15 protein-coding genes and 1 pseudogene are annotated in these 18,624 nt (G+C 66.6%); 6 read left to right on the top strand and 10 right to left on the bottom strand.

Annotated elements, in window-relative coordinates:
• The first annotated feature begins 27 nt into the window (after positions 1-27).
• Entirely contained in the window at positions 28-744 is a 717-nt protein-coding gene (locus tag AC5P6S_RS08730) for an SDR family NAD(P)-dependent oxidoreductase (RefSeq protein WP_495204561.1), read from the top strand.
• On the opposite strand, the gene AC5P6S_RS08725 is transcribed toward AC5P6S_RS08730, so the two are convergent.
• The gene (locus tag AC5P6S_RS08725) at positions 738-2,249 is read right to left on the bottom strand and encodes an MFS transporter (RefSeq protein ID WP_171968860.1); all 1,512 of its coding nucleotides are present in this window, start codon (positions 2,247-2,249) and stop codon (positions 738-740) included. The genes AC5P6S_RS08730 and AC5P6S_RS08725 overlap by 7 nt on opposite strands.
• A gap of 39 nt (positions 2,250-2,288) precedes the next feature.
• Here AC5P6S_RS08725 and AC5P6S_RS08720 point away from each other — a divergent pair.
• From AC5P6S_RS08720 to AC5P6S_RS08710, 3 genes and pseudogenes are all read left to right on the top strand, one after another.
• Positions 2,289-2,438: pseudogene (locus AC5P6S_RS08720) on the top strand (hypothetical protein); the annotation flags it as partial.
• Between the two features lie 7 nt (positions 2,439-2,445).
• Positions 2,446-3,273, top strand: coding sequence for a LysR substrate-binding domain-containing protein (locus tag AC5P6S_RS08715; RefSeq protein WP_495204560.1), 828 nt, complete (start codon positions 2,446-2,448; stop codon positions 3,271-3,273).
• A gap of 63 nt (positions 3,274-3,336) precedes the next feature.
• A complete protein-coding gene (locus tag AC5P6S_RS08710) occupies positions 3,337-5,283 on the top strand; it encodes an EAL domain-containing protein (RefSeq protein ID WP_483723778.1) in 1,947 nt (648 codons plus the stop codon).
• Here the strand turns inward: AC5P6S_RS08710 and AC5P6S_RS08705 are convergent.
• Positions 5,280-5,891 (bottom strand): TetR/AcrR family transcriptional regulator, encoded by a 612-nt coding sequence (locus tag AC5P6S_RS08705; RefSeq protein WP_005413131.1) that lies wholly within the window; start codon positions 5,889-5,891, stop codon positions 5,280-5,282. The genes AC5P6S_RS08710 and AC5P6S_RS08705 overlap by 4 nt on opposite strands.
• A 104-nt stretch (positions 5,892-5,995) precedes the next feature.
• Between AC5P6S_RS08705 and AC5P6S_RS08700 the strand changes: the two genes are divergently transcribed.
• Positions 5,996-7,072, top strand: a complete 1,077-nt coding sequence (locus AC5P6S_RS08700) for an MBL fold metallo-hydrolase (RefSeq protein ID WP_059034253.1) — start codon at positions 5,996-5,998, stop codon at positions 7,070-7,072.
• A gap of 27 nt (positions 7,073-7,099) precedes the next feature.
• On the opposite strand, the gene AC5P6S_RS08695 is transcribed toward AC5P6S_RS08700, so the two are convergent.
• Positions 7,100-7,597, bottom strand: a complete 498-nt coding sequence (locus AC5P6S_RS08695) for a helix-turn-helix transcriptional regulator (RefSeq protein ID WP_012479990.1) — start codon at positions 7,595-7,597, stop codon at positions 7,100-7,102.
• Between the two features lie 513 nt (positions 7,598-8,110).
• Between AC5P6S_RS08695 and AC5P6S_RS08690 the strand changes: the two genes are divergently transcribed.
• On the top strand, positions 8,111-11,230 hold the full coding sequence (locus AC5P6S_RS08690) for a discoidin domain-containing protein (protein WP_099497617.1): 3,120 nt from the start codon (positions 8,111-8,113) through the stop codon (positions 11,228-11,230).
• Between the two features lie 58 nt (positions 11,231-11,288).
• On the opposite strand, the gene AC5P6S_RS08685 is transcribed toward AC5P6S_RS08690, so the two are convergent.
• From AC5P6S_RS08685 to AC5P6S_RS08655, 7 genes are read right to left on the bottom strand one after another with little or no spacing between them, the layout of a single operon-like run.
• On the bottom strand, positions 11,289-12,266 hold the full coding sequence (locus tag AC5P6S_RS08685; RefSeq protein WP_024956912.1) for an ABC transporter substrate-binding protein: 978 nt from the start codon (positions 12,264-12,266) through the stop codon (positions 11,289-11,291).
• 15 nt (positions 12,267-12,281) lie between these two features.
• Positions 12,282-14,027 carry an amino acid ABC transporter permease/ATP-binding protein gene (locus AC5P6S_RS08680; RefSeq protein ID WP_099497616.1) on the bottom strand — a complete coding sequence of 582 codons (1,746 nt, stop codon included), beginning with the start codon at positions 14,025-14,027 and terminating at the stop codon, positions 12,282-12,284.
• Positions 14,024-14,575 carry a GNAT family N-acetyltransferase gene (locus AC5P6S_RS08675; protein WP_043035039.1) on the bottom strand — a complete coding sequence of 184 codons (552 nt, stop codon included), beginning with the start codon at positions 14,573-14,575 and terminating at the stop codon, positions 14,024-14,026. Before AC5P6S_RS08675 ends, AC5P6S_RS08680 begins: the two co-directional genes overlap by 4 nt.
• On the bottom strand, positions 14,572-15,792 hold the full coding sequence (locus tag AC5P6S_RS08670; RefSeq protein ID WP_043035038.1) for a M20 aminoacylase family protein: 1,221 nt from the start codon (positions 15,790-15,792) through the stop codon (positions 14,572-14,574). The genes AC5P6S_RS08675 and AC5P6S_RS08670 overlap by 4 nt, the downstream gene beginning before the upstream one ends.
• 4 nt (positions 15,793-15,796) lie before the next feature.
• The gene (locus tag AC5P6S_RS08665) at positions 15,797-17,140 is read right to left on the bottom strand and encodes an LLM class flavin-dependent oxidoreductase (protein WP_495204559.1); all 1,344 of its coding nucleotides are present in this window, start codon (positions 17,138-17,140) and stop codon (positions 15,797-15,799) included.
• Between the two features lie 18 nt (positions 17,141-17,158).
• On the bottom strand, positions 17,159-18,136 hold the full coding sequence (locus AC5P6S_RS08660) for an MsnO8 family LLM class oxidoreductase (RefSeq protein ID WP_099497615.1): 978 nt from the start codon (positions 18,134-18,136) through the stop codon (positions 17,159-17,161).
• A 14-nt stretch (positions 18,137-18,150) separates the two neighbouring features.
• Positions 18,151-18,513 (bottom strand): DUF3088 family protein, encoded by a 363-nt coding sequence (locus AC5P6S_RS08655; protein ID WP_099497614.1) that lies wholly within the window; start codon positions 18,511-18,513, stop codon positions 18,151-18,153.
• Positions 18,514-18,624 lie beyond the last annotated feature (111 nt).

The raw sequence follows: 18,624 nt of genomic DNA, 5'->3' as shown, positions 1-18,624 counted from the left end.
GCCGCCGCAGTACAACAAGGAAGCAACATGAAATTGATGGTCATCGGCGCCAGCAGGGGCCTGGGTCGGGCGTTCGTGGAAGGCCTGTGCAGTGCGGGCGACACCGTCATCGGCGTTTCGCGCAGCCGTCCGCGCGACCTTGAATGCCCCGAGGGTGTCATCCTGCAGTGGATCGAGGCCGATCTGTCCCAACCCACCCTGGCTGCCAATCACATCGCAGCGCGGGCACCGGCCGATCTGGATGTGCTGATCCACAACCTGGGCATCTGGGAAGAGACCGCCTTCAGCGACGAGTACGCCTTCCTCGACGAGAGCGATGCCGCGCTCACCCAGCTGGTCGACGTCAACATCACCGCGACCCTGGTGCTGCTGCAGCGCCTGCTGCCGCGGGTGCTGGGCGCGCCACGCCCGCAGCTGGTGCTGACCGGGTCGACCTCGGCACTGCCGCGCAGCGGCCGCCCGGAAGTGGCGTTCGGTGCATCCAAGTTCGCACTCAACGGCATCGCCGATGCACTGCGCGAGGGTTTCCGCGATCGCCGCCTGGCGGTGACCAGCCTGCAGCTGGGCTACCTCAACACCGACGATGCGCTGTCGGTTCCGGTTTCAGAGGCCGCAGCGCGCGGCGACGGTGAACTGGTGCCGGTGCACGACGTCGTTGCGATGGTGCGCGCGCTGCTGCAGTTGTCACCGTCCGGCTTCGTGCGCGAACTGGTGCTGCCGGCCATCGCCGACCCGCGCTACTGACTGCCCCTGCTCAGGCCAGGCTCGACCTCTTCGCGCAACAGGTACCCAAGCACGATGGCGGTCAGCACGGTCGCCATCGCCAGGACAAACAGCTGGCCACGGACGGCCTCCACGTATGCCTGGGCAAGCGCCGTTCTCGAAACGCCGGGCAATGCCTCCACCGCTCCGCCAAGGTCGCCCATGGACAGCCTGCGCACGGCGGCACGGGCCACGACGCCGGCCTCCAGCATCATGTTCCCGCCAATCCGGGCCGAGAGCATGATGCCGACAAGCGCGAGGGCAATGGAATCGCCTGCCAGTCGCATCGCATTGAAGATGCCAGCGGCCATGCCGGCCTGTTCCTTGCCGACCACGCTGACCGCCAGGCCATCCATGATCCCCCAGGGAAGGCCGATGCCGATTCCGATGACCAGCATCGGCATCCAGCGCACCGACGGGAACTGGAACACCTGCGCCAGCCATGCCAGCCCAAGCGCACCGATCAGCAGGCCCGCACAGCACAGCGTCCGCGCCGGAATCCAGCGCAGCAGGTAACCGGCAACCAGCGGAACAACCAGCAAGGGTGCAGACAGTGCTGCCATCGCCAGTCCAGCCTCGGTGGGTCGCAGTCCTTCAACACCGATGAAGCCCGCCGGCAGCACGACCAGAAGGACGACGTAGGAGAACGCGGGTGCAGCGGCGAGAATCTGCACGCCAACAAAGCGCCGGTTGCGGAACAGGCCGAGATCCAGCAGAGGTGTTCGATGGGAGCGCTCCACGGCAATGAACAGGCCCAGCAACACCACCGGGAGCGCCAGCAGTACCAGCGTCTGCGGATGCAGCAGGCCACGTTCCGGCAACACGATCATGGCGTAGGTGAGTGAGCCCAGCGCCAGCATGAAGGTGATGGCCCCCAGCCAATCCAGGCGCGGCGAACCGGCGTTTCTCGATTCGGCGGATGACAGGGCGACCAGCGGTACGGTCAGGGCGGCCAGCAACGCAGGCAGGAAGAACACCCATTCCCAGCCCAGCGCATCGATCAACCCGCCCGCCAGCAGCGGACCGCCTGCGGCCCCTGCACCAAAGGTGGTGCCGATCAGGCTGAAAACCCTTGCCCGCGCCTGGCCGTCGAACACCTGCGCCAGCGACGCCATCGCGCCGGCAAACGCTGCCGACGCCGCCATCCCCTGGAGCAGTCTCAGGACATTGATCCACGCCACATCGGGCATCAAGGGAATCAGGCCGGTGACGAGCGCAAACAACGCGCCGCCCAGAATCCAGATCCGGCGCCTGCCATGCAGATCGGCCAGTCCACCGGCCACCAGCGTGGTGCAGCCGTAGGTCAACAGATAGGCGTTGATGATCCAGGACAACGCCGCAGGGGAACCGCCCAGCGCGTCCCGGATGGCAGGAATGCCCACGGCGGGGCTGGCAATGCTCAAGGGAATGGTGAGCGCCGTCAGACACCCTGCCAGCACCACGCCAAAGCGTGATGATCCGGCCGTCTCAGCAGAGGCAACAGACATGTCGATGAAACTCGAGCGTGGCCAAGCGCCACCGCATTGATGCTATCGACGACGCTATTGCGTAAGAATCCGTCATTCGCTCCATACTTTAATGACACAAACGTCATCAATGGCCACGTCATGGACAGCTTTGCCGGTCTCAGCCTCTTCGTTCTGGTCGCCGAAGCACGCAGCTTCGCGGCCGCAGCACGACAGCGTGGCATCACCCCTTCGGCCGCAAGCAAGACCATCGCCCCGGCTGGAAGAGCGCCTGGGCGCCCGCCTGCTGAATCGCAATACCCGCAGCGTCAGCCTGACTGCCGAAGGCGAGCAGTTCCTTGAACGCTGCCGCCGCATCATGATCGAGGTCGCTGCGGCAGAACGCGAACTGACCGATGCCCACGCCGCGCCCAGCGGTCGCCTGAAGGTCAGTCTTCCACTCGCCAGCGGTCTGATGCTGCCGGTGCTTTCGGCGTTTGCGCAGCGCTTCCCCGCCATCGAACTCGACCTGCACTTCAGCGACCGCCTGGTCGATGTCATCGAGGAAGGCTTCGATGCCGTCGTCCGCACAGGCAGCCCCGCCGACTCCCGGCTGCACGGCCGCAACCTCGGCAGTACCCGCCTGCTGTGCGTGGGCGCCCCTGCGTACTTCGCCCAGCGCGGCACGCCGCAGCACCCGGACGAGCTGAGCGGCCACGCATGCCTTCTCCATCGCTTTCCCGGCACCGGCCTGATCGAACGCTGGCCACTGCCCGCACGTGAGGGAGGCGCTGAAACCCGGCTGACTGCCGCAATGACCGCCAATCATCTTGAGACGATCCTGCACATGGCCATCGATGGCCATGGCATTGCGTGCCTGCCCGACTTCACCACGCGTGATGCGCTGGACCGCGGTTCGCTCGTCAGCGTTCTGGACCCATGGAGCACTGAGCGAAGCACCTTCTGGGCCCTCTGGCCAAGCCATCGCCATCAGCAGCCGCGTGTACGCGCGTTCGTGGATTTCATGGCAGAACACCTCCTGCCCGAACGCAGCCAGCGCAATTGAACCTGCGCGCTGCTGCGACTACGCTGCTCGTCACTGGCCGTCGGTCACAGGCGGGAACCTGCTATGGATGCGCTTTCACGGGTCTCGGCCCAGGTCCTGGACAGCGCCCTGCCCAGCCTGCCGCTGTACCTGCTGCAGGCCACGGCGGTCATCGGCATGATCGGCGTGCTGCTGATCGCCACCCGCCGCGCCGGCCACGCCATTGAAGGCCGCCGTCTATACGTGGGCGTGGCGCTGGGCCTGATCTACCTGTTCAATTCCTGGTTCGTGGCCCGCTACAGCCAGGGCGTGGTCAAGCTCCACCTGGGTTTCGACATCCTGCTGGTCAGCGGCCTGCTCGGCGGCTGGCGCGGTGGCCTGGCCTGCCTGGGCGCCAGCCTGCTGGCCCGCTACCAGTTCGCCGGCACCCAGTATTTCCTGCCTGCCGGCCTCGAGGCCACGCTGCAGATGCTGGCCGGCGTCTGGCTGCGCAGGCGCCTGCACCCACGCATGCTCAATGAACTCTCGCTGCGCCTGATCCTGCAGGCCTGGGGCGTTCGTATCGTCGTCACTGCGTTGGGCCTGGCACTGGGGGTAGCAATCATCGGCGCCCATCAGCTACCCGTGGAGGAGTTGGCAATCCAGCGCCTGCTGGCACTGCCACTCTCACTGCTGATGCTCGGCGCGGTGTTCGCACTGGTCTACAACGATGCGCAGATCGATGCACAACGCCAGCGCGAACAGGCCTGGCTGCGCATCGATCCGATCAGTGGCCTGCCCAACATGCGTGCGCTCGGCGAACGCCTGCAGCATTACTGGCGCGACAACGACGGCATCGGCAAGGCCTGCCTGATCGTGGCCGAGATGGGCAACCTGCGCGATCTGCGCCTGCGCTATGGTCCGCTGCAGGACAACGGTATCTGGCAGCGCGACAGCACCGAAGAAGTACATCGGCTGCTGCCCTCGCTGCCGGCCACGCAACTGGAGATCTACCAGTTCGGCGATGCCGCGCTGGCGATCCTGGTGCGCGACCTGACCTTGTCCGAACTGCGCACGCAGCCCCAGATCACCGAGCTGGCCAGCAACCTGGCCGAGCAGGTCGGCCGCGATTGGCCCGGTTTCCGGCCGCTGTTCCGCTGTGCAGTAGTCGAATTGAAGCCCCCCGTAGATGCCGACGAAGGACATCTTCCGTTCCGTGCGATCACCGTTGCACTGAGTGCGATCGAATCCGGCGTCGTGTTCTTCGACGACCCGATCCAGCGCGACAGCGAGATCGACGCCCTGATCGAAGTCGCTCTCGAACGTTGGCTGCAGCAGGGCGACGCACCGCTGTGCTACCAGCCCAAGCATCGCCTGCAGGATCGCCAACTGGTCGGCGCCGAAGCACTGCTGCGCATGCGCGACGGCGAGGGCCGGCTGATCGCGCCGATGCGGGTGATCTCCCTGCTGCGCCGGCAGGGACGGCTGGCTGAACTGGAATGGGCCACGCTGCAGTCGGCCATCCACTTCCTGCAGCAGTGCCGACGCGATGGCACGCAACTGAAGATCGCAGTGAACGTTTCGGCCGAGTCACTGCGCCTGCCCGACTTCGGCCTGCGCCTGCAGGAACTGCTGCAGCTGCACGATGTGCCTGGCGTGATGTTGCGCCTGGAGATCGTCGAATGGACCGAGATCGTCGAGCGCGACGTGGTAGATGCCAACATCGCACAGCTGCTGGCGGCAGAGGTCACCCTGTCGCTGGATGATTTCGGCGCTGGCTATTCAACCCTGATCCTGCTCTCGCAGCTGGCCATCGCCGAGGTCAAGATCGAACAGGCGCTGATCGCCACACTGTCCGACGCCAAGTCGCAGTCGATCGTGCGCTTCATCGTCGAGGTTGCGCACCGCTGCGGCGCAATCGTGGTGGCCGAAGGTACCGAAACCCTGGCGCAGGAGCAGAAGCTGCGGGCCCTGGGCGTGGATGTCGGCCAAGGCTATCTGTACTCGGCGGCGCTGCCGGCCGACGAGTTCCTCCGCTTCGCCGCCAGCTAGACCGCGTAGAAACCCAGGAACATCGCCACCGCCGATTCGGCCACGCGTGCACGCTCCTGTGCGTTCAACGGCGCCTGCCCCATCGTCACTTGGGGCCAGAACGCAAAGCTCTTCACCAGCCCGTGCAGCTGGTGGCCAGCAAATTCCGGATCGACCTCGCGCAACCGGCCATCAGCGATGGCCGCGCGGATCCATGCACTCTCGCCGCTTTCCTTTTCACCCATGCGGCAGACGATGGCTTGCGCACGCTCCGGTGAGTGGATGATCTCGGCCATCGCCACCCGCGCCAGGTCGATGAAGTTGGCATCGCTGAGCAATTCCAGCTTCTGCCCCAGCAACTGCAGCAACTGCGCCTGCAGCGGCTGGTCGGCGCGGTACGGCAATGCGTCGCTGGCCACGCTGCGCTCCCACAGCTCCTCCAGGATCATCGAGAACAGCGCTTCCTTGCTCGGGAAGTGGTTGTAGACGGTGCGCTTGGAGACCCCGGCCGCCTCGGCAATGCGGTCCATGCTGGTCGCCTCGTAGCCCGCGGCACGGAACTCCTCCACCGCCGCGCGCACGATGGCTTCGCGTTTGCGGTCGGTCAGGCGTTGCGGGGCACGGGGCATGGCGGGAACCGGATAACTGAACGGATGCTTCCATTTTACACTCGGCAGTGTACTTTTGGAAAACCCGAAACTACACTGTGCAGTGTACTCAGCGGACGTCACCCATGAAGCGCCTGCTCCTTGTCCTCCTGCTTGGAATCCTCGCCGTGACCGCCTACACCTTCTGCAAGTCCTGGTCCCTCCCCGACTTCCCCGAGTCGCCGCAGTACCGTGATGGCAAGTTCCGCAATGCCCTGCCCCGTCCAGCGATGGGCCTGCGCGACGGCCTGGAGATCTGGTGGACGTTCCTCTTCAACAAACCCAAGGGCACCGTGCCCGCGCACCCGATTCCAGTGCAGCCGCTGGACCGCGCCACACTGGACGCCGCGCCGGACCGCAGCCTGTTCCGGCTGGGGCACTCTACGATCCTGCTGAAGCTGCGCGGCCAGTACTGGCTGACCGACCCGGTGTTCTCCGAGCGCGCCTCGCCGGTGCAGTGGATGGGCCCGGCCCGCTTCCATGCGCCGCCGATCAGCATCGACGATCTGCCGCCGATCGCCGGCGTGATCCTCTCGCACAACCACTACGACCACCTCGACCACGCAGCGGTGATGCAGCTGGCCGGCAAGACCGCGCGCTTCATTGCACCGCTCGGCGTCGGCGACCAGCTGATCGCCTGGGGCGTGGACGCCAGCAAGGTCGAACAGCTGGACTGGTGGCAATCGACCGAGGCCAATGGCCTGCGCCTGACCGCCACCCCCGGCCAGCATTTCTCCGGCCGCGGACTGGGCGACAGTGATCGCAGCCTGTGGGCGTCATGGGTGATCCAGGACGATGATTTCCGCATTTTCTTCAGCGGTGACACCGGCTACTTCGATGGCTTCAAGGCCATCGGCGAAAAATACGGTCCGTTCGACCTGACCATGATCGAGACCGGTGCCTACGATCCGCGCTGGGCGTTCGTGCACATGCAGCCGGAACAGACGCTGCAGGCGCACCTGGACCTGCGCGGCAAGTGGCTGCTGCCGATCCACAATGGCACCTTCGATCTGGCCCTGCACGCATGGCAGCAGCCGTTCGAACGCATCACGGCATTGGCGGCCGCAAAGAATGTGCCGGTGGCCACGCCGATGATGGGCGAAGCACTGGACATGCAGGCGCCGCAGGCGGGTACGCGATGGTGGGAGACGGTGGAGCTGTAATGCGATGGGCTCCGATTCTGGCCGCTGCTACGTCTTCGGGTGAAGCCTGCGCCCTTCCCGGGCCAGATTGATCTGCAGCGCAGCGGCGGCGAGCTCGGTCATTTCCGTCGTGACTTTCCCGCTGCCGCGCGCTCGCAGCCAACCGAGAATGTCGACCAGATGCCAGATCGAGGTCGAGCCGTCATGCACGGGGGACGGAAACGACTGCGGGTTGGCCAGCATGAGCTTCCGCATGTTCTGGCGCGACATTCCGAGCAGGTCTGCGACGTCAGTGAGCCCCACCAGATCGGGGCTCACTTCAACCAGTTCGGCACCGGGCACGGCCCGCTGCACATCGTCCAGCGCCGAACGCAGGGCAGCCCCTGCGCTGTCTGCTTCGCGGCAGAACGCCAGGGCCAGCCGTCCCGGCAGCCCAAGGCCCACAAGCGCGTCGTCACAGCCGCCTTCGGCCAGGCGCTGCTCGAGGACGCCGATTTCATTGCCTGTGTCCGGCAAGCGGTACTTCAGGGTGAAGTTGAATTCCATGATTGACCCCTTCGCTTCTGACGAAGCCTGATCTCATTGCTCACGACTGCAGTTCTCGACCACACGCCGCAAGGCCCTTGCATGATGGCTGCCGCTTCGCGGCGTGCTCCAGACGCTCACGATGCAGAACTCCCCGCATCGGCAATCGGTGTCGTTGTAAGGGCAATACATCCGGCCCCACGCATGGCCGCACGCCATACGGAGCCTCCACCCACGGTCCTCCGCGAACTGCAACGCCGCTTCGATGTCCTTGTCTGGATGACGCGCTCGAGACATTCCTTGTTCTCCATAGTCTGCACACGGCTCACGTAAGTTGTCAAATGACAACCAAACTAAAAGACTTGCGATGTGACCCTAGCCAATCCGCGCTACACGTCCAGAGCCACATCCGTCAGCCCTCCCGTGATGGCGGGGCCAGCGTCCAGCGGCGCTGCAGTGCGTCATGTAACCGATTACATCCCTTGCTAGCGTAGCGCTCGCCCGATTCCGGTCGAACCTGCGAGGCTGTCCGTAATGACGTTGCGCGCCGAACGCTCCAAGGTCTCCACCCCGCTTTTCCCGTTGCGCCTTGCCGCGGCCCTGCTGTTGGCCGCCCTGGTCTCCAGCGCACAGGCACAGACCCTCACCCCGCGCAGCCAATGGCAGGCCAGCAGTTCATCGCAACAGGTACCGGCGATGGCGATCGGCCACCTGATCGACGGCGACCCGAAGACCGTGACCGGCGGCGCCTTCAGCCCCGGCCACTGGTTCCAGATCGACCTGGGCGCGCCCACCCTGCTGTCCGGCGCGCGCCTCACCTGGGATGTCTCCAATCCGGAAGGCTATTCGCTACAGACCTCACTGGATGGCACGCAGTGGCAGACCGCGTACACGATGGCCGATTCACTGGGCGATGTGGAAACGCTGTACTTCGCGCCGCGGCAGGCGCGCTATCTGCGGCTGGCCAGTCCGCAGCGCACTTCCGACTGGGGCGTGTCGATCTTCGAGATGGAGCCGCTGGACAGCACGCTCAGCGCACGCATCAGCGGTATCGATGCAACGCAGGCAGCAGCGCTCTGGCAAGGCGGCGGCACCGTCCCGATTCCGGCCGGGACAAATGGATCCCATGCGTTAGAGATCACGCTGCCGCAGGCTCAATCGACGGCTGGTCTGGTGGTCGACTGGGCTGATGGCAGCCGCGGCCCTGCCCGATTGCAGGTTCAGGATGCACAGGGCCGGTGGCAGGACCTCGCGCACGATGCGCAGGCGGCCAGCCACCGCCAGAGCTGGCTGGCCGCCAATGCCGCACAGGCCGTGCGTGCATTCCGCCTGAGCGTGGATGGATCTGCACCAAAGGTGGCACGCCTGCGCCTGCTCGGCCCAAAAGCCGTGATGACACCGATGAAGCAGTATCAGATCGCCGCCAGCGGCGCGGAGCGCCCGTTGTTCCCAGCCTCACTGCAGATGCAGCAGACCTATTGGACGGCCGTCGGCGTGCACGCAGGACGACAGAAATCGATCTTCGACGAGTACGGAAACCTGGAAGCCTTCAAGGGCGCGCCGTTGGTGCAGCCGATCTGGCGCAGCGCCGATGGGAGCACTGCGGGTGCGGCCGGGCAGAACGTGCAGCATGCATTGCGGGACGGCTGGAAGCCGATGCCCTCCGCTACCTGGTCACCGCAACCTGGCCTGGAGCTGCGCAGTGAAGCGTTCGCCATCGAGCGCAATGGCCAGCCGGTGACCTTCCTGCGTCATCGCCTGCACAACACCGGCGGCACCAGGATCGACGGCACGCTCAGCCTGGTCGTGCGCCCGATGCAGATGAATCCACCGTGGCAGAACGGCGGGCTGTCACCCATCCGCGATGTGGCGATCGATGGACAGGCCGTGCGCATCAATGGACGCACGCTGCTGCAGTCGCTCACGCCGGTGGCTGCGTCCGGCGCGGCGCCGTTTGGCAGGGAAGGCGCAACGGAAATCACCGCGACCCTGGCTGCCGGCCAGCTGCCCTCCACGCAACAGGCGCGTGATGACCAGGGTCTTGCCGCCGCCGCGCTCAACTACCGTGTATCACTGGCACCGGGCGCCAGCGATGCCATCGTGGTCGCGTTCCCGCTGGGTACTGCCGCCGCCGATAGCAAGGGCGCACTGCCCGAGGCGCCTGCGCTTGATCTGGCCACGCTGCCCCGCGATGCCAATACGGCGTTCGATTCCCTGGCCACGCAGGCCTCTGCGGACTGGCAGGCACGGCTGGGCCAGGTCGGGCTGCGCCTGCCCGATCCCTCACTGGTCGACATGCTGCGCGCGCAGGCCGCCTACATGCTGATCAACCAGACCGGCCCGGCCATGCAGCCCGGGCCCCGCAACTACAACCGCTCCTTCATCCGCGACGGCATGGCCACCTCGGCGGTGCTGCTGCGCATGGGCGAAGCACGCGTCGCGCGCGACTACCTGGCCTGGTACAGCGAACACGGCGTGCATGCCAACGGCCTGGTCTCGCCGATCCTCAACGACGATGGCAGTGTCAACACCGGCTTTGGTTCGGACATCGAGTACGACAGCCAGGGCCAGTACGTGACGCTGGTGGCCGATGTCGCGCGCCTCGATGGCGGGCCAGAAACAGTGCGCGCCTATCTGCCGAAAGTGAAAGCGGCGCTGCGCTTTCTGCAGGAACTGCGCGAGCGCACGCTGGTGCCCGGCTACAAGGCCGACCAGCCGGCACCGGAACGCTTCGCGGGCATCATTGCGCCGTCGATCAGCCACGAGGGCTACCCCTCGCCCACCCACAGCTACTGGGATGACTACTGGGGACTGAAGGGCTGGCACGACGGCGCGTGGCTGGCCGAGGCACTGGGCGACCACGAGACTGCTGTCTGGGCGCGCGAGCAATACAAGCTGCTCTACGGCGCGCTGCACGCCTCTATCCAGGCGACGATGGCGTGGAAGGGCATCGACTTCATCCCCTCCTCGGCCGACCTGGGCGATGGCGATCCAACCGGCGTATCGATCGCACTGGACCCCACCGGTGCGCAGAGCGTGCTGCCCGCCGAGGCACTGCGGACCACCTTCGCGCGTTATCTGGAGGATGTGCGCAAGCGCAGCCAGCCCGAAGCGCTGTACGCCTATACGCCGTATGAGATCCGCAACGTGCTGAGCTATGTGCACCTGGGCCAACCGCAGGTTGCCGATGAGCTGCTGCAGGGACTGCTGCATGATCGGCGCCCGCTTGAGTGGCAGGTACTGGCCGAGGTCGTGCACTCGCGGCTGCGTTTCCCCCGCTACCTGGGCGACATGCCGCATACCTGGATTGGTGCCGAGTATGGCCGCACGCTGTTCGGCATGCTGATGCGCGAAGACGATGATGCATTGTCATTGCTGCCGGGCACGCCGCTGTCGTGGGTGGCGGGCGATGGGTTGGCGGTGGAGCGGCTGCCGACCGCGTATGGCACGTTGCAGATGCAGGCGCGGCAGCGCGACGGCACGCTGACGGTCACGCTGGGCAAGGGGTTGCGCAGCGGGACGGCAGTGAAAGTCTGGTGGCCGGCGCGCACCATGCCGAAGACGGTGCGTGTGGATGGGCATAGCGTTTCCGACTTCGATGCCGAGGGTGTGCGGCTGGCGAAACCGTTCAAAACGCTGGAGGCGCGCTGGTAAAGCAGCCGAGCAAGGCTTGGCTCTACAAAGCGGGGGGTCACCCGGGCCACGCCCGGTGTCATTGCAACGTTGGCAACCCCGGCGGATTGGTCTGCGACTGCGGCACGGCTTCCTCGGCCACGTTCCATCGCTTCAGCGCCTGCGCATAGGTACCACTGGCAATCTGCGTGTTCAGCGCCTGCGTCACCGCATCAGCCAGGCCGCTGCCCTTGCGGGTGGTCACCGAGATCGCCGCAGCGTTCGGCCATCCGCCGGGGAACAGGCCCACGCGCCGCACCTTGCCGTCGCGTGCCGAGTACGCGCCGGTGGCATTGGGCTCGAACGAGACATCGGCCCGCCCGGTGATCACCGCCAACCGGCCGACCACCGCGTCATCGAAGTACTGGTACTCCACCGGCTTCAAGCCGGCAGCGATGTTCTGCTGGTCCCACTGCCGCAGGATCTGGTCCTGGTTGGTGCTGGCACCGACCACCACCTTCAGCCCGGCAACGTCGGCCGGCTTTTCGATCTTCTGGATCGGCCCATCAGTGCGCGTGTAGATGCCCAGCAGGTCGTAACGGTAGCTGGAGAAATCGAACTTCTTCTTTCGCTCCTCGGTGACCGTCACGTTCGACAGCACCGCATCGTACTTGCCCGATTCCAGCCCCAGCGGCCAGTCGGCCCACGCCACCGGCACGATCACCAGCTTCAGGCCCAACGCATCGGCGATCAGCCGTGCGATGTCGGGCTCGATACCGACCACGTCCTTGCTGTCGGCGCCGTAATCGGCCAGCGGCAGCTGCCCCGGGTGGGTCGCCACGGTGAATGCGCCCGGCGTGACGAAGCGGTAGCCAGCCGGAATCAAGGCCTGCGCCTTCGGGTCGAGCGTGCCCTTCAGGATGGCGGTGTTCGCGCCGGCCAGGCTGGTCGCGGCCACGGCGCCGGCATCCGGGGCCTGGCGCACGCGCGAGTAGACGATGCCGGCGATGCCGATGACCAGCACGCCTGCGATCAACAAGGTGCTGCGTGAGGGGCGACGGGGTGCTGCAGGGCTCATGGCATTCCTTGAGGGTTACAGGGTCTTGGCCAGGAAATCGGCGGTGCGTTGCTGGCGCGGGCGCTCGAACAGGGCCTCGGGCGTGCCCTGCTCGATCACCCGGCCCTGGTCCATCATCACCACGTGGTCGGCCACGCGGCGGGCGAAGCTCAGCTCATGGGTGACGATCACCAGCGTGGTACCCGAACGGGCCAGTTCTTCGATCACGCTCAGCACCTCGGCCACCAGTTCCGGATCCAGCGCCGACGTGGGTTCGTCGAACAGCAGCACCTTCGGCTGCAGCGCCAGCGCGCGGGCGATCGCGATGCGCTGCTGCTGGCCACCGGACAGCTGGCGCGGGAACGCATCGGCCTTGTCGGCCAGGCCGACCCGCTCCAGCAGCGTGCGCGCCTGCTGCTCGGCCTGCGCGCGCGGCACACCGCGTACTGCGATCGGCGCTTCGATGATGTTCTCCAGCGCGGTCAGGTGCGGGAACAGGTTGAAGCCCTGGAACACCATGCCCACTTCCGCACGACGGCGGCGGATCTCACGCTCGGGCAGTTCGTACAAGGTGTCACCCTCGCGGCGGTAGCCGATCAGCTGGCCGCCCACGGTCACATAGCCGCTGTCGGCACGCTCCAAGTGGTTGATCAGCCGCAGCAGCGTGGATTTGCCGGCGCCGGACGGGCCGATCAGAACCGTCACGCTTCCAGCGCGCAGGTCCAGGTTCACGTCTTCCAGCACCGGCTGCTCGCCGAACACCTTGCCCACACCATGCAGCGACACCGCAGCGCCCTCGCCCGCTTCAACCTGGGTGGCGATGCGCGGGCGGTTGGCCACGCGCGGTGCGGCATCACTGGATGTCCGCACCGGTGACGACACCCGCGACACCGAGCGCTCGCGCTGCAGTTGGCCGCGCGCGAAGCGTTGCTCCACGCGCCGCTGCAGCAGCGACAACACGGTCAGGATCACCAGGTACCAGACCGTGGCCACCATCAGCAATGGCACCACTTCCAGATTGCGGCGGTAGATCACCTGCACGGTGTAGAACAGCTCCGGCAGCGCCAGCACGTAGACCACCGAGGTGCTCTTGGCCAGGCCGATCACATCGTTGAACGCGGCCGGCAGGATCGAACGCATTGCCTGCGGCAGGATGATGCGGCGCACCTGGCGGCCACGCGGCAGTCCAAGTGCCGCTGCCGCCTCGTACTGGCCATGGTCGACCGAGAGGATGCCACCGCGGATCACCTCGGCCGAGAACGCCGCCTGGTTCAGGGTCAGGCCCAGCACCGCGGCGGTGAACACACCGATCAGCTGCGTGGTCGGGTACGAGAACAGGCTGATGCCGGTGAACGGCACGCCCAGCTCGATGGTGCTGTACAGGTAGCCCAGGTTGTTCAGCAGCAGCAACAGCACCAGCAGCGGGATCGAGCGGAACAACCACACGTAGCCCCACGACACCGCCGACAGCAGCGGCGAACCAGAGACGCGGGCCAGCGCAAGCAAGGTGCCCAGTGCGAAACCGAGACCGGTACCGAGCGCGGTCAGCAGCAGCGTGCGGCCCAGGCCCTCGAGCACCGGGCGTGCGAAGAACCACTCAGCGAAGGTGCCCCAGCCCCAGCGCGGATTACCCAGTACGGACTGCAGCCCGATCAGGATCAGCGCCAGTGCCAGTACTGTGCCGAACACCTGCAGCGGATGCCGGGCCGGCACGATCTTCAACGCGGGCGCTGGCGCGGGCCGGGTTGCAATGCCATCCAGCGCGGTCGAAGGCGTGCTCACGCGTGGGCTCCTTGCAGCTGGGTCTGCGCAGGCACGATGACGGGCGTCGCTGCCCGCAGGTGCTTTTCGAACGGCAGGTGCGCAATGGTTTCGGGATCCGCATCCAGATCGAACAGCGCGGTGTAACCATGGCTGAGGTACAGGCCAACCGCTTCAGGCTGGCGGAAGCCGGTGGTCAGGAACACCCGCCGGTATCCTTGCCGCGCCGCCTGGTCTTCCAGCTCCTGCAGCACGCGCCGCGCGATGCCCTGGCGACGCAGCCCGGGCAACGTCCAGATCCGCTTGAACTCGGCGGTATCCGGATCGCGGTGCGGCATGAACGCGCCGCCGGAGATCGCCACCCCGTCGCGCAGCAGCAGCACGAAGGCACCGACCGGGGCCGCAAAGGCCTGCGCCGGGTAGCGCTGCAGCTCCTCGCGGGCGCTGCCGCCGATGCGTCGGCGCACGTCGGCGTAGCGGCTGTCGTACTCCTGTTCCAGGCCATCGAACAGAGGCCGTGCCAGCGGATCATCCACCGAGGTGTAGAAGAAGCGTTCGTTGCTGCTCATGCCACGTCCTTCACCAGATAGTCTTCGGCCAGCCGTGCCCACAGGCTGGCGGCGGGTGCGATTGCGGCGTCGTTGAACACGTAGCGCGGGCTGTGCAGCGGCGCGCTGTCGCCGTTGCCGACGAACACGAAACTGCCCGGCCGCGCCTGCAGCAGGAAGGCGAAATCCTCGCTGGCGGTGCGCGGCGCGAATTCGGGCACTACGTGTTCACTGCCGAAGCCCTGCAGCGCCACCTCGCGGATGTAGGCAGTCTGCTGCGGGTGGTTGATCACGCTGGGGAAACCGCGCGGGAACTCGATCTCGGCGCGCGCACCGAACGCGGCAGCGGTCTGCTCGGCAATCCCGGTGACCCGGCGCCGCAGGGTGTCGCGCACCTCGGGCAGGTAGGCGCGCACGGTCAGTTTCAGCTCGACCACGTCCGGAATCACATTGGCGGCCTGGCCGCCGTGGATCGAGCCGACGGTGACCACGCCCATCTGCCGCGGATCGACATTGCGCGACACCACGCTCTGCAGCGCAGTGATGATGTGCGCGGCGGCCAGGATCGGATCCACGCTGCCCTGCGGCTCGGCACCGTGGCCACCCTTTCCGATCACCTTCAGCCGTGCCCAGTCCACCGACGCCATCGCCGGGCCATCGACAAAGCCGAAGTGGCCCACCGGCACGCCCGGCCAGTTGTGCAGGCCATAGATCGCGTCCACCGGGAAGCGCTCGAACAGGCCGTCGGCAATCATCTTCGACGCGCCCGAACCGGTCTCCTCGGCCGGCTGGAACACCAGCTGCAGGGTGCCGTCGATATTGCCGTGATGGGCCAGGTAATGCGCGGCGGACAGCAGGATGGCGGTGTGCCCATCGTGTCCACAGGCATGCATCAGCCCTTCGTTCTGGCTGGCGTAGGCCAGCCCCGAGTCCTCGTGGATCGGCAGTGCATCGATGTCGGCGCGCAGGCCGAGACGACGGCCGCCCTGCCCGCGTTGCAGCGTGCCGACAACACCGGTGCCACCGAGCCCGGTGGTGACCTCATAGCCCCACTGTTGCAGCAGCTCGGCCACACGGGCGCTGGTGCGGTGCTCCTCGAAGGCCAGCTCCGGATGCCGGTGCAGGTCATGGCGGATCGCGATGGCCGCCTCGGCGCGTGCCGCGATTTCGGGCAGCACGCCGATGTACGCGGGGTCTCGCCGGGCATGGCCGGGCGCTACCGAATTCTCTCCGCTCATCGCCCTACCCCGCCTTCCGCGCCGGTTCGGCATCGGCCGCATACCGGCTGGCCTTGTACGGCAGCCCCAGATGCTCACGCAGGGTCTGCCCCTGCAGCTCACGCTGGTGGTAGCCGCGGGCCTGCAGGATCGGCAGCACCTGGGTCACGAAATCATCCAGGCCTTCGCGCTGTGCGGCAAAGCCGAGAATGAAGCCGTCGCTGGCACCGGCGTCGAACCAACGGATCAGCTCATCGGCCACCTGCTCCGGCGTGCCGATGAAGTTTGGTCGCGGGCTCACCGCTTCAAGCGCCACCTGGCGCAGGCTCAAGCCCTTCTCACGCGCATCCTGCTTGATGCGGTCGGTGGTGGAGCGGAACGAGTTGCTGCCGATGTCACCCAGCTCCGGGAAGGGCGCGTCCGGATCGTACTGGCTGAAATCGTGGTGGTCGAAGAAGCGGCCGAGATAGGCCAGCGCATCCTCCAGCGTGGCCAGTGCAGCGATCGCCTGGTATTTGGCTTCGGCCTCCTCGGCCGTGCGGCCGACGATGGGGCCGATACCCGGGAAGATCTTCACGTCATTGCCGCTGCGGCCGTGCGCAATCGCCGAGTTCTTCACCTTCTGGGTGAACGCGCGGGTTTCTTCCAGCGATGGCGAATGGGTGAACACCGCATCGGCGTACTTGCCGGCCAACGCGATGCCATCATCAGACGAACCGGCCTGGAAAATCACCGGCTGGCCCTGTGGCGAACGCTGGATGTTGAGCGGGCCTTCCACCTGGAAGAAGCGGCCCTTGTGGTCGAGGCGGCGGAACTTTTCCGGCGCGAAGAACGTACCGCTGTTGCGCTCGCGCACGAAGGCATCGTCATCCCAGGAATCCCACAGCCCCTGCACCACCTCCAGATACTCGTCGGCGATCTGGTAGCGCAGCGCATGCTCCGGGTGCGGCCGGCCATAGTTGCGGCCCGAGCCCTCCAGTGGCGAGGTCACCACGTTCCAGCCGGCGCGGCCGCCGCTGAGCAGATCCAGCGAGGCGAACTGGCGGGCAACGGTGAACGGGTCGCTGTAGGAGGTCGACAGCGTGCCGGCCAGGCCGATCTTCTTCGTTGCCGTGGCCAGCGCCGACAGCAGCGAGATCGGCTCGAAGCGGTTGAGGAAGTGCGGGATCGACTTCTCGTTGATGTAGAGGCCATCGGCCACGAAGCCGAAGGCGATGCCGTTTTCCTCGGCAGTGCGCGCGATGTCGATGTAGAACTGCAGGTTGACGCTGGCATCGGCCGGGTTGGAGGGATGTTTCCAGGCATGCATGTGGCTGCCGGGGCCCTGCAGCATGATGCCGAACGGAATGTGGCGGGGGGTCGTGCTCATGGGAATCGCTCCTGCAGGTCAGGCCACCGCCGCGCGCGGCGCGGGCGACAGCAGTTCAAGGGATGTCAGGCGTGCGTCGAGGTCGGCCACCGGCGCATCGAGGATGAATTCACCCACGCCGAAGCGCCGATGCAGCGCGTCCAGTTCGCCGCGCACGTGCTGCGCATCGCCAGACAACACGCTCGGGCGTGTTTCCTCGATGCGGAAGTCGGCCACGCCCACTTGGCGTGCGTACTCGGCAGCCGCTTCGGGGCTGGGCAGGTTCACCGTCTGCCCGGGACCAAGGTGCAGCTTGTAGACGCGTAGCGCACCGATATGACGCGCTGCGGCTTCGGCAGTCGGCGCGGCGAAGGCCACCGTAGCCAGCAGCGGTGGCTGCGAGGAGACGTTGCGGTAGGCGTCGAACGCGGCCTCGATGTGCTTAGGGTCGCCGTCGAAGTGCGCGGCGTAGACGAAACGCCAGCCCAGCTCGGCCGCCTGCCGTGCACTCTGCGGGCTGGCACCGAGCAGAAAGCGCTCCGGCGCCCGCTGCGGAATCGGCCGCGCCAGCACATCGGCGTCGGCGCCGGACAGATAGCCCTCAAGATCGCGCAGTTGCTGGTCGAAGTCGGCGAACGCCGGGCGCCCCGCTGCCAATGCAGCGGTAGAGGCCGGCAGGCCGCCGGGCGCCTTGCCCACGCCCAGGTCAACACGACCTGGCGCCAGCGCCGCCAGCAGGTTGAAGTTCTCCGCCACCTTGTACGGCGCGTAGTGGCGCAGCATGACCCCACCACTGCCGATGCGGATGCGCCGGGTCTGCGCCAGCACCCAGGCCGCCAGAACTTCCGGTGCGGGGCTGGCCAACGTCGGCACGGCGTGGTGCTCGGCAAACCAGTAGCGGTGATAGCCCAGCTGTTCGGCGCGCTGCGCCAGCTGCAGGCTGTTGCGCAGCGCCTGCTCCGGCGAGGCGCCTTCGGCCACCGGGCTCTTGTCCAACACGCTGATCTGATAGCTCATGGTCGCGTCCTCGCTCAGGGATGGGCCACGGGGATGCCGAGCAACCCGTTCAGCGCGGCCAGGATCGGTTCGGCACCGGAGATGTACTGGCGGTCCTGGTGCACGCCACTCGCGAGGTCACTGCGCACGCCCTGCGGCAGCACCAGCTTCGGCAGCGACTGGTCCTGCTCGCCGATTTCGGCGATCACCTCCCGGCGCGGCCGTGCGAAACCGATGCGGCGCACGTCCAGCTGCGCGTCCAGGCCGTCGATGCTCGACAGCGCACCTTCCAGCAACAGGCTGTGCCGGCAGAAGAAGCGCTGGCCGGGAATCTGTCCGTCCTCGAACTCACGGTCGAGCAGGAACAGGATGGGCTTGTCGGTTGCGTTCAGACTCACGGGGTCGTCCTCATCGGGGGGCGGCAATGCGATGCCGCTTCGATATCGATGCTAGAGATGACGGCGGTCGGCACGGCGATGCCAGGCGACAATCGGCGGTCAGATCCGGCC

The organism is Stenotrophomonas sp. YJH_SMC_119 (assembly GCF_059368315.1).
This window is presented reverse-complemented; position numbering and strand designations above follow the sequence as displayed.